At 70.4% G+C, this 14501-nt stretch carries 13 protein-coding genes; all 13 read left to right on the plus strand.

Annotated features, from left to right (window positions below; genetic code table 11):
• Positions 1-197 precede the first annotated feature (197 nt).
• The 13 genes from mraZ to F790_RS0105485 are packed head-to-tail and all read left to right on the plus strand — an operon-like array spanning position 198 to position 14494.
• The gene (gene mraZ, locus F790_RS0105425) at positions 198-638 is read left to right on the plus strand and encodes a division/cell wall cluster transcriptional repressor MraZ (protein WP_019021436.1); all 441 of its coding nucleotides are present in this window, start codon (positions 198-200) and stop codon (positions 636-638) included.
• On the plus strand, positions 638-1573 hold the full coding sequence (rsmH, locus tag F790_RS0105430) for a 16S rRNA (cytosine(1402)-N(4))-methyltransferase RsmH (RefSeq protein ID WP_019591044.1): 936 nt from the start codon (positions 638-640) through the stop codon (positions 1571-1573). Before mraZ ends, rsmH begins: the two co-directional genes overlap by 1 nt.
• Positions 1573-1857, plus strand: coding sequence for a cell division protein FtsL (ftsL, locus tag F790_RS0105435; RefSeq protein WP_019570417.1), 285 nt, complete (start codon positions 1573-1575; stop codon positions 1855-1857). The genes rsmH and ftsL overlap by 1 nt, the downstream gene beginning before the upstream one ends.
• Positions 1845-3557, plus strand: coding sequence for a penicillin-binding protein 2 (locus F790_RS0105440; protein ID WP_019591045.1), 1713 nt, complete (start codon positions 1845-1847; stop codon positions 3555-3557). The genes ftsL and F790_RS0105440 overlap by 13 nt, the downstream gene beginning before the upstream one ends.
• Entirely contained in the window at positions 3554-5071 is a 1518-nt protein-coding gene (locus F790_RS0105445; protein ID WP_019591046.1) for a UDP-N-acetylmuramoyl-L-alanyl-D-glutamate--2,6-diaminopimelate ligase, read from the plus strand. Before F790_RS0105440 ends, F790_RS0105445 begins: the two co-directional genes overlap by 4 nt.
• Positions 5068-6441, plus strand: a complete 1374-nt coding sequence (murF, locus tag F790_RS0105450; RefSeq protein WP_019591047.1) for a UDP-N-acetylmuramoyl-tripeptide--D-alanyl-D-alanine ligase — start codon at positions 5068-5070, stop codon at positions 6439-6441. The genes F790_RS0105445 and murF overlap by 4 nt, the downstream gene beginning before the upstream one ends.
• Positions 6422-7504: a phospho-N-acetylmuramoyl-pentapeptide-transferase gene (gene mraY, locus F790_RS0105455; protein ID WP_024328184.1), complete on the plus strand. Its 1083-nt coding sequence runs from the start codon at positions 6422-6424 to the stop codon at positions 7502-7504. Before murF ends, mraY begins: the two co-directional genes overlap by 20 nt.
• Positions 7504-8856, plus strand: a complete 1353-nt coding sequence (gene murD, locus F790_RS0105460) for a UDP-N-acetylmuramoyl-L-alanine--D-glutamate ligase (RefSeq protein ID WP_019591048.1) — start codon at positions 7504-7506, stop codon at positions 8854-8856. The genes mraY and murD overlap by 1 nt, the downstream gene beginning before the upstream one ends.
• The gene (gene ftsW / locus F790_RS0105465; protein WP_018869873.1) at positions 8853-10061 is read left to right on the plus strand and encodes a putative lipid II flippase FtsW; all 1209 of its coding nucleotides are present in this window, start codon (positions 8853-8855) and stop codon (positions 10059-10061) included. Before murD ends, ftsW begins: the two co-directional genes overlap by 4 nt.
• Entirely contained in the window at positions 10058-11155 is a 1098-nt protein-coding gene (gene murG / locus F790_RS0105470) for an undecaprenyldiphospho-muramoylpentapeptide beta-N-acetylglucosaminyltransferase (protein ID WP_019591050.1), read from the plus strand. Before ftsW ends, murG begins: the two co-directional genes overlap by 4 nt.
• Positions 11152-12576 (plus strand): UDP-N-acetylmuramate--L-alanine ligase, encoded by a 1425-nt coding sequence (gene murC, locus F790_RS0105475; protein WP_019591051.1) that lies wholly within the window; start codon positions 11152-11154, stop codon positions 12574-12576. Before murG ends, murC begins: the two co-directional genes overlap by 4 nt.
• Positions 12573-13547: a UDP-N-acetylmuramate dehydrogenase gene (gene murB / locus F790_RS0105480; RefSeq protein WP_019591052.1), complete on the plus strand. Its 975-nt coding sequence runs from the start codon at positions 12573-12575 to the stop codon at positions 13545-13547. The genes murC and murB overlap by 4 nt, the downstream gene beginning before the upstream one ends.
• On the plus strand, positions 13544-14494 hold the full coding sequence (locus tag F790_RS0105485; protein ID WP_019591053.1) for a D-alanine--D-alanine ligase: 951 nt from the start codon (positions 13544-13546) through the stop codon (positions 14492-14494). The genes murB and F790_RS0105485 overlap by 4 nt, the downstream gene beginning before the upstream one ends.
• Positions 14495-14501: the final 7 nt, after the last annotated feature.

The following is a 14501-nucleotide window of genomic DNA, read 5'->3' on the forward strand; positions in this document are numbered from 1 at the left end:
TGATCGCCAGGCTCCTGGTTTTCAACGGTCCGTTCCGGTTCCCTCCCGTCGCATTGACCGCGTCTCGTAAGTCTCTGTGATGCAAGGCTTATTTTTCTCGTGCAAGCCCGTTTTTCCTTGACCCTCAACAGGGGTGTACCTATAGTGGATTCAAGTGGGGAAAAGTGGGAGAAGGTGGGATTCCACCGCCAGCGGCCATGTTTCGAGGTGTCAGTCAGCTCAATCTGGATGCGAAAGGACGCCTGGCCATGCCGGCGCGTTATCGCGATGAGCTCGTGGCGTCCTGCGACGGCCAGCTGGTGGTTACGGTTCACCCGGATCGCTGTCTTCTGGTGTATCCGCGTCCGGAATGGGAGCGGGTCGAGCAGAACCTGATGTCGCGCCCCAACCTGAAGCCGGCCGTGGTCCGCCTGCAGCGCCTGCTGGTCGGGCATGCCTCCGACTGCGAGCTGGACGGCAACGGGCGCCTGTTGCTGCCGCAGCCGCTGCGCAAGTTTGCCGGCATGGACAAGCAGGTCGCCCTGCTGGGTCAGGGCAAGAAGTTCGAGATCTGGGATCAGGCGACCTGGGATCAGCGCTGCGAGGAGATGTTCGAGGATGGCATCGATACCGAAGAACTCGAGTCGATCTCGCTGTGATGCAGGAATCGCAACAGGCCCATGTCCCGGTCCTGCTGGACGCCGTGCTCGAGGGGCTGGCGGTGCGCGCTGACGGTTTCTACGTGGACGGTACCTTCGGAAGGGGCGGGCACAGCCGCGCCTTGCTTGACCGTCTGGGGCCGGACGGTCGCCTGCTGGCGATGGACCGGGATCCCGAGGCGGCCGAGGCCGCCTCTTCGTTTCTGGGGGATCCGCGTTTCGCGTTCGAGTCCGCGCCGTTCTCGTCCATGGCCGAGGTGCTGCGGCAGCGCTACCCGGATCGCCGGCCGGATGGCGTGTTCCTCGATCTCGGGGTGTCATCGCCGCAGCTGGACGATGCCGCGCGCGGTTTCAGTTTCCAGCATGACGGCCCGCTGGACATGCGCATGGACCCGTCGTCCGGCGAAAGCGCGGCCGACTGGCTGGCGCGTGCCGAGGAAAAGGAGATCGCGGACGTGATCTACCGGTACGGCGAGGAGCGTTTCTCGCGGCGCATCGCCCGCGCGATCGTGCGCGCCCGTGCCGAGGGCCCGATCACCCGCACCGCGCGCCTGGCGGAACTGGTGCGTGGCGCGGTGCCGCGCCGCGAACCCGGCAAACACCCCGCGACGCGCACCTTCCAGGCCCTGCGCATTCACGTGAACGCCGAGCTGCGCGAGCTGGAGACATGGCTGGAAACCATTCCCGAGGTCCTGCCGTCCGGGGCGCGCCTGGTGGTGATCGCGTTTCATTCGCTGGAAGATCGCATGGTCAAGCGGGCCTTCCGCGGGGACCGTGACGATGCGCCCCGAATCCCGCGCGGGCTGCCGGTCATGCCGGAGGCGGCACCGCGTTCGTTGCGCCCGCTGGGCAAGCCGGTGCGGGCGGATGCCGGGGAACAGCAACGCAATCCGCGGGCACGCTCGGCCGTGCTGCGCGTGGCGGAGCGCAACTGATGGTCTGGCGCGGGCTCGCGATCGTCGCGCTGTCGGTGGGCGCGTTTGCGTCGGCGATTGGCGTGGTGGTGGCGCGCCACGAGGCGCGTCAGGCGTTCGTTGAGCAGCAGGCGGTGCTGGCCGAGCGCGACCGGCTCAACCTGGAATGGACCCGGCTGCAGATCGAGCAGTCCACCTGGGCGACGCCCGGGCGTATCGAGCGTCATGCACGCGAGGAGCTGGGCATGTCGCGCCCCGATGCGGATCGCCTCGTGGTGATCGGGAGGGACGCATGGGCGCGCTGAAACGCGAAATCTCGATGGGCCGGCTGCGGGCGCTGGTGGTCCTGCTGGTCCTGATGCTGATCGCGCTGGTACTGCGCGCCGCCGATCTGCAGATGTTCAAGAGCGAGTTCCTGTCCGCCCAGGGCGAGGCGCGCCAGGTGCGCACGCTGACCGAGACCGCCCACCGCGGTGCGATTACCGATCGCCACGGCGAACCGCTGGCGATCTCGGCACCGGTGCAGACCGCATGGGCGCATCCGGGGGCGCTGCTGGAGGCGCGCGAACGCTGGGGCGAGCTGGCCGCGGCCCTGGACATGGACCGCGAGACCCTGGCGGAGCGCATCGAGAATCGCGCCGACCGCGAGTTCGTCTATCTGCGTCGGCACATGCTGCCGGCGCGGGCCGAAGCGGTGGCCTCTCTGCGCGTCCCCGGGGTGTCCCTGACCCGCGAGTTCCGCCGTTACTATCCGCATGGCGAGGCGGTCGCGCATGTGCTGGGCTACACCGACATCGACGACCAGGGCCAGGAAGGGGTCGAGCTCGCGTTCGACTACTGGCTCTCCGGGCAGCCGGGCGCCAAGCGGGTACTGCGCGACCGGCATGGTCGTACCATCCGCGACGTCGCCAGCATCCGTCCGGCGCGCGAAGGCAACCCCCTGCGGCTGACGCTGGACGCACGGCTGCAGTTCCTGGCCTACCGCGAACTCAAGGCCGCGGTGCAGCGCCACGACGCGCGCGGCGGATCGGCCGTGCTGCTGGATGCGCGCAGCGGCGACATTCTCGCGATGGTCAATCAGCCCGGCTTCAACCCCAACAATCGCAGTTCGATCCGCTCCGACCGCGCTCGCAACCGGGCGGTCGTGGACGCGTTCGAACCCGGCTCGGTCATCAAGCCGTTTACCGTCGCGGCGGCCCTGGATGCCGATGCGGTCGACCCTCACGTGACCCTGGACACCGCGCCCGGCACCATGCAGGTGGGACGTCTGACGGTCCGTGATCTGCGCGACTACGGCACCATCGACCTGACCACGCTGATCGCGCGGTCCTCCAACGTGGGCGCAACGCGTCTTGCCCTGGACACCGATCCGGCCGATTTCTGGCAGACGCTGCACCGCGCCGGTTTCGGGCAGGCAACCGGCCTGCATTTCCCGGGAGAGGCGCGTGGCACCCTGCGCGACTTCACCGCCTGGCGCGAGGTCGAGCAGGCCACGCTCGGCTACGGTTACGGGCTCGCGGTCACGCCGCTGCAGATGGCTGCCGGGTACACGGCCTTTGCCAATGACGGACGTCGCCTGCCGGTGCGCCTGGTCGAGACCGCCGATGATGCCCGCGAGCCGCAACGGGTGATGAGCGCGGACACCGCCGGACGGCTGCGCGCGATGATGGAACATACCGTGGGCAGCGAGGGCACCGCGCGCCAGGCCGTGATCGACGGATATCGGGTCGCCGGCAAGACCGGCACCGCGCGCAAGGCGGTGCGCGGTGGTTATGCCGAGGACCGTTACTACTCCAGTTTCGTCGGTCTGGTCCCGGCATCCGAGCCACGGTTCGTGATGGCGGTGGTGGTGGACGAACCCGCCGACGTGCATTACGGCGGGGCGGTCGCGGCGCCGGTGTTCCGCGAGGTCACCGCCTCGGCCCTGCGCATGTACAACGTGCGCCCGGACGCGATGCCCGAGATCCCGATGCAGCTCGCCACCGGCGAGGAGGCGCAGCCATGACCGCCGCGGCGACCGATCCACGGGTGGCCGGGGTGGATCTGCACGCGCAGTTCCCCGAGGCCCTGGAGGGCCACGGCCCGCTGGTCGTGACCGACCTGGTGCAGGACAGCCGCGCGGTGACCCCGGGCGCCGGGTTCGTGGCCCTCCGGGGAACCCGCGAGCACGGTCTGGCCCACGCCGAGGATGCCGCGGCGCGCGGCGCCGGCGTGATCCTGTGGGACGAGGCCGATGCGGGGCCCCCCGCCGGCTCGCCCGGGGTGCCCGGCGTTCATGTGCCGGGGCTGCGTGCCCTGTTGCCGGTCATGGCGCAGCGGGTATTCGGCGCCTGGCCGGAGGCCGCACCGATCGTCGCGGTGACCGGCACCGACGGCAAGACATCGGTGACGCATCTGATTGCAGCGGCACTCGAACGTCTGGGTACCCCGACCGGACTGGTTGGCACCCTGGGCGTCGGGCGTCCGGGGCAGCTGCGCCCGGCCGGGCACACGACCCCGGGCGTGCTCGAGCTCCATCGGCATCTGGCCGGGCTGGCGCGCGAAGGCTGCGAAGCCGCGGCGCTGGAGGCCTCTTCGCACGGGCTCGTCCAGGGGCGTCTGGACGGGGTCCCGGTGCGTGTCGCGGTGCTGACCCGCCTGGGCACGGATCATCTGGATTTCCATGGCAGTCAGGCCGCGTATGCCGAGGCCAAGGCCATGCTGTTCGACCGCCCGGGACTGCGCACGCGGGTGATCAACGCCGATGACGAGCTCGGTCACGAGCTTCTGCGCCGTCCGGTGCCCGAGGGGATCACCGACATCACCTGGGGTCTGGAGTCTTCCGCAGCGATGGCGCGCGCCGAGGCCATCGAGGCCGGCCCGGAGGGACTGCACTTCGTGCTCGTTGCCGACGGGCGGCGCGTGCCGGTGCGGTCGCGGCTGTACGGACGGTTTCAGGTCGAGAACCTGCTGGCCACTCTGGCCGCCCTGCATGCCCTCGGACATGCCTGGGAGGCCGCCGCGGACGCGGTGGCCGAGCTGCCCGGGGTCCCCGGGCGCATGGAGCGTCACGATCTGCCGGGCGGAGCCCAGCTGGTGGTCGATTACGCCCACACCGCGCAGGCCCTGGAGGCCGCATTGAGTGCGTTGCGTCCGCATGTGCGTGGCCGCCTGTTGGTGGTCTTCGGCTGCGGCGGCGATCGCGACCGGGGCAAGCGTCCGGCGATGGGGCGCGTGGCCATGCGTGCCGCGGACCGGGTGATCGTGACCGATGACAATCCGCGCCACGAGGACGCGGCGGCCATCCGTCACGCGGTGCTCCAGGGCTGTGACGATCCCGCGCGCTGCCGCGAGATGGGCGATCGCGAAGCCGCGGTGCGTACCGCGGTCGCCGATGCCGGGCCGGGCGACATCGTGCTGCTGGCGGGCAAGGGGCACGAAACCACCCAGCAGATCGGTGACCGGTTTCATCCATTCAGTGATCGCGAGCTGGCCGCCCGGCTGGCGCGCGAGGGGATTTCCGGGGAGGGGGAGCGATGATCCGGATGACGGCCGGAGAACTGGCGACCGCCGTGGGCGGGCGCCTGCAGGGGGACGCCGGGGCGGCATTCACCGGCGTGTTCAGCGACACGCGTAACCCGCGTGAAGGCGGGCTGTTCGTCGCCCTGCGCGGTCCGAACTTTGATGCCCATGACCATCTGCACGCCGACTTGCCGGCACCGGTGCTGCTGGTTCGCCGCGCACGCGAAGACCTGCCGCAGACCCAGGTGGTGGTGCCCGATACCGGCGAGGCCCTGGGGCGACTGGCCGCGACCTGGCGCAGGCGGTGCCACGCGCGGGTGATCGCGCTGACCGGCTCCAACGGCAAGACCACCACCCGCGAGATGCTGCGCTCGATCCTCGCGCGCATGGGGCGGGTGCATGCCAGCGAAGGCAACCTGAACAACGAGATCGGGACACCGCTGACCCTGCTGGCGATGCCGGAGGATACCGACTTCGCGGTGATCGAACTGGGCGCCAACCACGCCGGCGAGATCGGCCGCATGGCCGCGTGGACCCAGCCGCACGTCGCCATGATCACCAACGCCGGTCATGCGCACCTCGAAGGTTTCGGCAGCCTGGAAGGCGTGGCGCACGCCAAGGCCGAGATCTATTCGGGGCTGCCGGCCCAGGGCGGAACCGCAGTGGTGAATCTGGACGACCCGTTTGCCGACTACTGGCTCTCGCTCAACGAGCACCATCATCTGCAGCGCTTCTCCCTCGAGGGGGGCGGCGAGGTCGAGGGCGTGTGGGTCGCCCCGGATCGCCTGCGCCTCACGATCCTCGGGGCCAGCCGCGAGATCCGCCTTGCCGGTCCCGGCCGCCATGTCGCGGCGAATGCCGTGGCGGCCGCTGCCGCCGCCAATGCCGCGGGCGCCGCGATCGACATCATTGCGCAGGGACTGGGCGACTGGCGCCCGGTCGCCGGTCGCCTGCAGGCACTGCAGCACGCCGGCGGTGCCCGCATCTGGGACGACAGCTACAACGCCAACCCCGATTCCCTGCGGGCCGGCCTGGAGGTGCTGGCGGCGGTGCCCGGTCGGCGCATCCTGGTGCTGGGGGAAATGGGCGAGCTGGGCGGCGACGCCGCGGCCCTGCACGCGGCCACCGGGCAGGAGGCCCGCGCAATGGGGATCGATTTCTGCCTGGCGCTCGGCGAGCTGGGCCGCGAAACCGCGGATGCCTTCGGCGAGCAGGGCGAGTGGTTCCCCGATCATGCCGCACTGGTCGCGCGTCTGCAGGGGTTGCTGGACGAGCGAACCACCGTGCTGGTCAAGGGTTCGCGCAGCCAGCACATGGAATCCATCGTGGAGGCGCTGGACGCGCAGCCCGTGAATCCGGAGGCGGCGGATGCTGTTCGCACTGACTGAATATCTCGCCCAGTTCCATACCGGGTTCACGGTCTTCCAGTACCTGACCCTGCGCGCCATCCTCGGGGTGGTGACGGCGCTGGCGATCGCGCTCCTGATCGGTCCCTCGGTGATTCGCCGTCTGACCCTGGGCAAGGTGGGTCAGAACATCCGCGAGGACGGCCCCGAATCGCACCTGAGCAAGGCCGGCACGCCCACCATGGGCGGTGCGCTGATCCTGGTGGCCGTGGCGGTGGCCACCCTGCTGTGGAGCGACCTGACAAACCGTTTCGTCTGGATCGTGCTGCTGACCACGCTGGCCTTCGGTGCCGTCGGCGGCTGGGATGACTACCTCAAGCTGCGTTACGGCAACAGCCAGGGGCTGTCGGCGAAATCCAAGCTGCTGTGGCAGACCCTGTTCGCCCTGGTGGCCGCCGGGGTGATCATGCTCACGGCCCAGGATCCGGTGGAAACCACCTTTTATCTGCCGGTGTTCAAGGACATCGAATTCAGTCTGGGCTGGCTGTTCATCCCGCTGGTGTGGCTGGTGGTGGTGGGCTCGTCCAATGCGGTCAACCTGACCGACGGGCTCGACGGGCTGGCCATCATGCCGGCGGTGCTGGTGGCCGGTGCGCTGGGCATCTTCGCCTATGCCGCGGGCCATGCGGTGTTCGCCGACTATCTCGGCATTCCCGCGGTGCCCGGGGTCGGCGAGGTGGGGATCTTCGCCGCCTCGCTGGTGGGGGCGGGGCTCGGGTTCCTGTGGTTCAACACCTATCCCGCGCAGGTGTTCATGGGCGATGTCGGGGCCCTCGCCCTGGGCGCGGCGCTGGGAATGATGGCCATCCTTACGCGCCAGGAGATCGTGCTGCTGATCATGGGCGGCGTGTTCGTGCTGGAGACCGTCTCGGTCATGCTGCAGGTCGCCTCGTTCAAGCTGACCGGACGGCGGATGTTCCGCATGGCGCCGCTGCATCACCACTTCGAACTCAAGGGCTGGCCGGAGCCGCGCGTGATCGTGCGCTTCTGGATCCTGACCGTGGTGTTCGTCCTCATCGGTCTGGCGACCCTGAAGGTGCGCTGATGGAACGGGTGCGAAGCGACAACCTGATCGTCGGGCTGGGCGCCACCGGGCAGTCGGTGGCGCGCTACCTGCTCGCGCGCGGGATGTCGTTCGCGGTCACCGATACCCGTCGCGAGCCGCCGGCCTGTGACGATCCCGAACTGGCGCGGATCCTGAACGAGCGTTGGGTCGGCCCGCTGGACGGCCTGGATGCGAGCGGGGTGCGTCGCCTGATCGTCTCGCCCGGGGTGGCCCTGGAGCACCCGGTGATCGCCGCCGCCAGTGAGGCCGGTGCCGAAGTCACCGGGGATATCGACCTGTTCGCCCGCGAGGCCGGAGCCCCGGTGATCGCGATCACCGGTTCCAACGGCAAGAGCACGGTGACGGCGCTGGTCGGCGAGCTGCTGGATGCGGCCGGCTACGCGGTGGCGGTGGGGGGCAACTACGGGACCCCGGCGCTGGACCTGCTGGAACGCGACCCGGAGGTGTTCGTGCTGGAGCTGTCCAGCTTCCAGCTGGAACGGTGTCACGAGCTTGCGCCCGCTGCTGCCGTAGTGCTCAACCTGTCGCCGGATCACCTCGATCGCCATCCCGACATGGCCGCCTACCTGCGCGCCAAGCAGCGGGTGTTCCGCGGCGCGCGGCGCGGACTGCTCAATCGTGACGACCCGATGGTGGCGGAGCTGACCACCCCGCCGGGCATGGCGCGCGAGACCTTCGGTCTGGGCGCGCCGGCGGCGGACGCCGACTGGGGCGTTTGTGTCGGCGGCCACGGGGAGGGACCGCACCTGTGTCGTGGCGGCCAGGCCCTGCTGGAGACCGCGCGCCTGCGCATGCGCGGCCAGCACAACTGGGCCAACGCCCTGGCCGCACTGGGCCTGGTCTGGCCGTGGCTGGACTCGGCCGGGCGCCGGGCGCGGGCCCTGGCGGCGCTGGCCGATTTCCCGGGGCTGCCGCATCGCTCGCAGTGGATCGCCTCGGTCGACGGCGTGGACTGGATCAACGATTCCAAGGGCACCAACCTCGGTGCCACCCTGGCCGCATTGCGCGGCACGCCCGGGCCGCTGGTTCTGATCGCCGGTGGCCAGGCCAAGGGGCAGGATTTCGCCCCGCTGGCCGATCAGCTGGCCGGCAAGGTGCGCGGCGCAGTGCTGCTGGGAGAGGACGCACCGTTGATCGCGCGTGCCCTCGCCCCGGTGGTGCCGGTGCAGCGGGTCGACGACATGGATGCGGCGGTGGCGCATGCCGCGGAATGGGCGCAGCCGGGTGACACCGTGTTGCTGTCGCCCGCCTGCGCCAGCCTGGACATGTATCCGGACTATCGCGCCCGGGGTGACGCCTTCGCCCGGGCCGTGCGGGAGCTGGCCGCATGAGCGCCCCGGTCAGCCAGCCGACTTCGCCAATGGTCCGGCGCCTGCAGCAGGAGGTGGACCTGCCGCTGCTGGCGTTGACCGCGGCGCTGGTGGCGCTGGGGCTGGTGATGGTCGCTTCGGCCTCCATGGAGATGGGTGCGCGTGATTTCGGCAATGCCTGGCACTTTCTGCAGCGCCAGGTGCTGTTTGCCGCCCTGGGTACGATGGCCGCGGTGGCGGCATGGAACGTGCCGCTGGCGCGCTGGGAACGCGCCGGCCCGTGGCTGCTGGCGCTGTTCCTGCTGATCCTGGTGGTGGTCCTGCTGCCCGGCGTCGGACGCACGGTCAACGGGGCAACCCGCTGGATTCCGCTGGGAGCGTTCAACCTGCAGGTGGCCGAGCTGGCCAAGTTGCTGGTGGTGATGTACCTGGCGGGCTACATCGTGCGCCATTACTCCACCCTGCGCCTGCAGCTGGCCGGGTTCGTGCGTCCGCTGGTGGTGCTGGGGGCCGGTACCGTCCTGCTGTTGCTGCAGCCGGATTTCGGCGGGGCCGCGATCATGCTGGCGATCGGCATGGGCATGCTGTTCCTCGCCGGCGCCCGCCTGTCGCAGTTCCTCGCGCTGGGGGGCACGATCGCGGCGGGCATGGCGGTCGCCGCGGTTGCGGCGCCTTACCGCATGGCTCGCCTGACGGCCTTCCTGGACCCGTGGCAGGACCCTTTCGCGAGCGGTTTTCAGCTGACCCAGTCGCTGATCGCGATCGGCTCCGGCGGGGTGACCGGGTCGGGGCTGGGCGGCAGCGTGCAGAAGCTGTTCTACCTGCCGGAGGCACACAACGATTTCCTGTTCGCGGTGTTCGCCGAGGAGTTCGGTTTCTTCGGTGTGCTGGTGCTGATCGCACTGTTCGCAGGGCTGGTCTGGCGCTGCCTGCGCATCGGCCTGGAGGCCCAGCGCAGCGGTCATGCCTTCGGTGCCCATCTGAGCTTCGGCGTGGCGATCTGGCTGGGCCTGCAGGCGGCCCTGAACATGGGCGTGAACATGGGGCTGCTGCCGACCAAGGGGATGACGCTGCCGTTTTTGTCCTACGGCGGCAGTTCGCTGATCGTCAGTCTGATCGCGGTGGGTCTGGTACTGCGGGTGGCCCGCGAGGCGCGGACCCCGGCACCGGCCCCGGTGCCTCGCCGGCGTTCGCGCACCGCCCGGCAGAGCGGAGGTGCGGCATGACGGCCCCGCGCGTGCTGATCATGGCCGGCGGTACCGGCGGCCATGTCTTCCCCGGGCTGGCGGTGGCCGAGGCCCTGCGCGAGCGCGGGGTCGAGGTGGTCTGGCTGGGGACCCGTGCGGGCGTGGAGGCGCGCCTGGTGCCGCAGGCCGGGATTGACCTGCACACCCTCCCGATCGCCGGTATTCGCGGCAAGGGGCTGTTCGGCCTGGCCTTCGCCCCCTGGCGCCTGGGGCTGTCGCTGTGGGCGGCCCTGGTGCTGCTCCGGCGCATCCGCCCGCAGGCGGTGATCGGTTTCGGCGGGTTTACCGCCGGACCCGGCGGGCTGATGGCCGCGGCCCTGGGACGCCCTCTGGTGATTCACGAACAGAATGCGGTGGCCGGCCTGACCAACCGCTGGCTGGCGAAGGTCGCCGACCGCGTGTACGCCGGTTTCGACGGTGCGTTCCCGCCCGGGGTGCGCGCCACGCGGGTTGGCAATCCCGTGCGCTCCGCGATCGCGGCCCTGCCCGCCCCGGGCGAGCGCTACGCCGCACGCAGCGGGCCGCTCAACGTGCTGGTCCTGGGGGGCAGCCTGGGCGCGCGTTCGCTGAATCACGCGGTGCCCGTCGCGCTCGGCCTGCTGCCGTCGGAGCAGCGCCCGCAGGTTCTGCACCAGGCCGGCTCGCGCACCCTGGAAGAAGCCCGCGCGGCGTATGCCGAAGCCGGGGTGGAAGCCACGGTCACCGAGTTCATCGCGGACATGGAGGCGGCCTGGGCCGAGGCGGATCTGGTGATCTGTCGCGCCGGGGCGCTGACCGTGGCCGAGGTGGCGGCCGCCGGTGTGGCCGCGGTGTTCGTGCCCTATCCGCATGCGGTGGACGATCACCAGTACGCGAATGCTCAGGCCCTGGTGGACGCCGGGGCGGCCTGGCGTTTCCGCGATGCCGAGCTGGAGCCGCAGGCGCTGGCGCAGCTGCTGGGCTCGCTGGACCGCGAGACCCTGCGCGACCGTGCCGAACGCGCGCGGGCGCTGGCCTGCCCCGACAGTGCCGCGCGCCTCGCCGATGTCTGTGTGGAACTGGCGGGGCCGGGCCCCGCGGGGGAGGGATCATGAGCCACGCGCGCCTGCCGGAACATGCGATGCGCCGCATCCGCCGGATCCACTGCGTGGGGATCGGCGGCTCCGGGATGAGCGGCATCGCCGAGGTGCTGCATCAGCTGGGTTACCGGGTCTCGGGTTCGGACCTGGGGCGGTCGCCGATGATCGACCGCCTGGTGGAGATGGGCGTGCGCGTGGTCGGCGAGCACCGGCCGGAGAACGTGGCCGAGGCCGATGTGCTGGTGGTGTCTTCGGCCATCGATCCGTCCAATCCCGAGGTCGCCGCGGCGCGCGAGCGCGGTATCCCGATCGTGCGGCGTGCCGAGATGCTGGCGGAACTGATGCGTTTCCGCTTCGGGATTGCGGTCGCCGGGACCCATGGCAAGACCACCACGACCAGTCTGGTGGCCAGCGTGCTGGCGGAGGCGGGGATGGATCCGACCTTCGTGATCGGCGGCCGACTCAATTCCACCGCCAGCCACTCGAGCCTGGGGGCGGGTGACTATCTGGTGGCCGAGGCCGACGAGAGCGATGCCTCGTTCCTGCATCTGCAGCCGCTGCTCGCGATCGTGACCAACATCGATGCCGATCACCTGGGGACCTATGGCAATGATTTTCGCCAGCTGCACGAGACCTTTCTCGAGTTCCTGCACCATCTGCCCTTCTACGGGCTGGCGATCCTGTGCGCCGATGATCCGCAGGTGCGCGAGCTGATGCCGGAGCTGGAACGCCCGCGGCTGACCTACGCGATCGATGCCGACGCCGATGTGCGCGCCCTGGACGTGCGCCAGGAGGGCGTGCAGACCCGTTTCCGCCTGCAGCTGCCGGAGGCCGGCGAGCCGTTCCCGGTCACCCTCAATCTCCCGGGGCGCCACAACGTGCTCAATGCCCTGGCCGCGGCGGCCGTGGCCTGGGAGCTGGAGGCCCCGCGCGAGGCGATCGCCACGGCGCTCGAACGCTTCCAGGGCATCGGGCGGCGGTTCCAGGTCCACGAGTGGGCGGGGCCGGCCGGGTCGGTGACGCTGGTCGACGATTACGGCCATCACCCGCGCGAGATCGCCGCGACCCAGGCCGCGGCGCGGGATGCCTGGCCCGGTCGCCGGCGGATCACCGTGTTTCAGCCGCATCGCTACACCCGCACCCGCGACCTGTTCGAGGACTTCGTGGAGGCGCTGTCGGAGACCGACGTGCTGATCCTGCTGGAGGTGTATGCCGCAGGCGAGGCGCCGATCGCCAGCGCCGACGGGCGCAGCCTGGCGCGGGCCATCCGTCTGCGTGGCCAGGTCGAGCCGATTTTCGTGGAACAGGCCGCGGACGTGGCCGGCGTGCTGGAGGGCCTGCTGCAGGCGGACGACGTGATCATCGCCCAGGGGGCGGGCGACATCGGTCGCCTGGCGGCCCTGCTGCCGCGAGAGCTCACCGGAGGTGGCGCATGACACCGCTGGACCCTGCCGCAGCCGCGGCGCGTCATCTGCATGAGCTGCAGCCACGCGGCGAACTGCAGGCGCGGGCACCGCTGGCACCGCTGACCTCATGGCGTGCCGGCGGGCATGCCGACTGGCTGTTCCGCCCCGCGGACCGCGAGGATCTCGCGAACCTGCTGGCGCAGGTCGCCCGCCTTGCGCCCGACCTGCCGATCACCTTCCTCGGGCTCGGCAGTAACGTCCTGGTGCGCGACGGCGGCGTTGCCGGGCTGGTGGTGCATCTGCAGGGCGTTCTGGCCGAGCGCGAACGCCTGGACGGCGACCGGGTGTTTCTGGGCGGCGGCCTGGCCTGTGCCCAGGCTGCGCGCTTCTGTGCCCGCGAGGGCCTGGTGGGGGCGGAGTTCCTCGCCGGCATCCCCGGCACCGTGGGCGGCGCCCTGCAGATGAACGCCGGGGCCTGGGGCGGCGAGACCTGGCCCCTGGTGGAATCGGTGGAGGTGATCGACCGTGAGGGCCGGCTGGAAACCCGCCGCCCGGATGCGTTCCGGGTCGGTTACCGCCGGGTCCAGGGGCTCGATCCGCGTGAACGCCTGTGGTTCACCGGGGCGACCCTGCGTCTGAGCCCGGGCGACCCGGAGGCCGGTACCCGGCGCATCCGCGAACTGCTGCGCGAACGCTCGGCGAAACAGCCGCTGGGTCAGCCGTCCTGCGGCTCGGTGTTCCGCAACCCGGAAGGCGATCACGCCGCACGCCTGATCGAGGCCGCCGGGCTCAAGGGCCTGCGCGCCGGCGCGGCCGAGGTGTCGCCGGTGCATGCCAATTTCATCACTCACGACGGTACGGCGCGGGCGGAAGACATCGAGCGCCTGATCGACACGGTGCGCAACACGGTGGAGCAGCGGTTCGGCGTCCGCCTGGAGCCGGAGGTACGCATCCTGGGCCGGTTCATCGACCCGGGCGACGACAGCGAGGGAACCGCATGAATTGTAACGACGCAGAACCCCGCGACTATGGCCGGGTGGCGGTATTGATGGGCGGCTGGTCCGGAGAGCGCGAGGTCTCGCTGGCCAGCGGCAACGCCGTGCTGGCGGCTCTGCGACGTCAGGGCGTGGATGCGCATCCGGTCGATCTCACGCGGGCGCACCTGGGGCATCTGCACCTCCCCCTGGAGGGTTTCGACCGCGTGTTCATCGCGCTGCATGGAGAGTGTGGCGAGGACGGGGCCCTGCAGGGCTGCCTGGACCTGGCCGGCATGCCTTACACCGGCACCGGCGTGCTGGGTTCCGCCCTGGGGATGGACAAGCTGGCCTGCAAGCGACTGTGGACCGGGAGCAACCTGCCCAGTGCGCCCTACCGGTTGCTGAACTCGGGGTTCGACCCGGATGCGGTGGCCGAGGCGCTGGGGCTGCCCCTGATCGTGAAGCCGGCCCGCGGGGGCTCGAGCCTGGGCATTACCCGGGTGGATCGGGCGGCCGATCTCCCGGCCGCGTGGGAGGCGGCGCGCAGCCAGCCCGGGCAGATCTTCGCCGAACAGTGGATCGAGGGCCACGAATACACCGTGGCCATTCTCGACAACCAGCCGCTTCCGGTGGTCGAGATCCGCGCCGACGGCGGGTTCTACGACTACCACGCGAAATACGAGTCGGACCGCACCGGGTATGTCTGCCCGCCGCCGCTGGATGAAAGCTCGTTACTCGAATTGCAGTCACTGGCGCTGGGTGCGTTTGCCGCGCTGGAAGGCTGCGGCTGGGGACGGGTCGACATCCTGCAGGACGAGCACGGCGACAACCATCTGATCGAGATCAACACCGTGCCCGGCATGACCGATCACAGCCTGGTGCCCAAGGCGGCGGCCGAGGCGGGGATCGATTTCGACACCCTGTGCCTGCGCATCCTGGACTCCAGTTTCCAGTGCGGAGGGCTGCGATGAATCGCCG

Origin of the sequence: Thioalkalivibrio sp. ALE20 (genome assembly GCF_000381405.1) — a bacterium.
Taxonomy (GTDB): Bacteria; Pseudomonadota; Gammaproteobacteria; order Ectothiorhodospirales; family Ectothiorhodospiraceae; genus Thioalkalivibrio.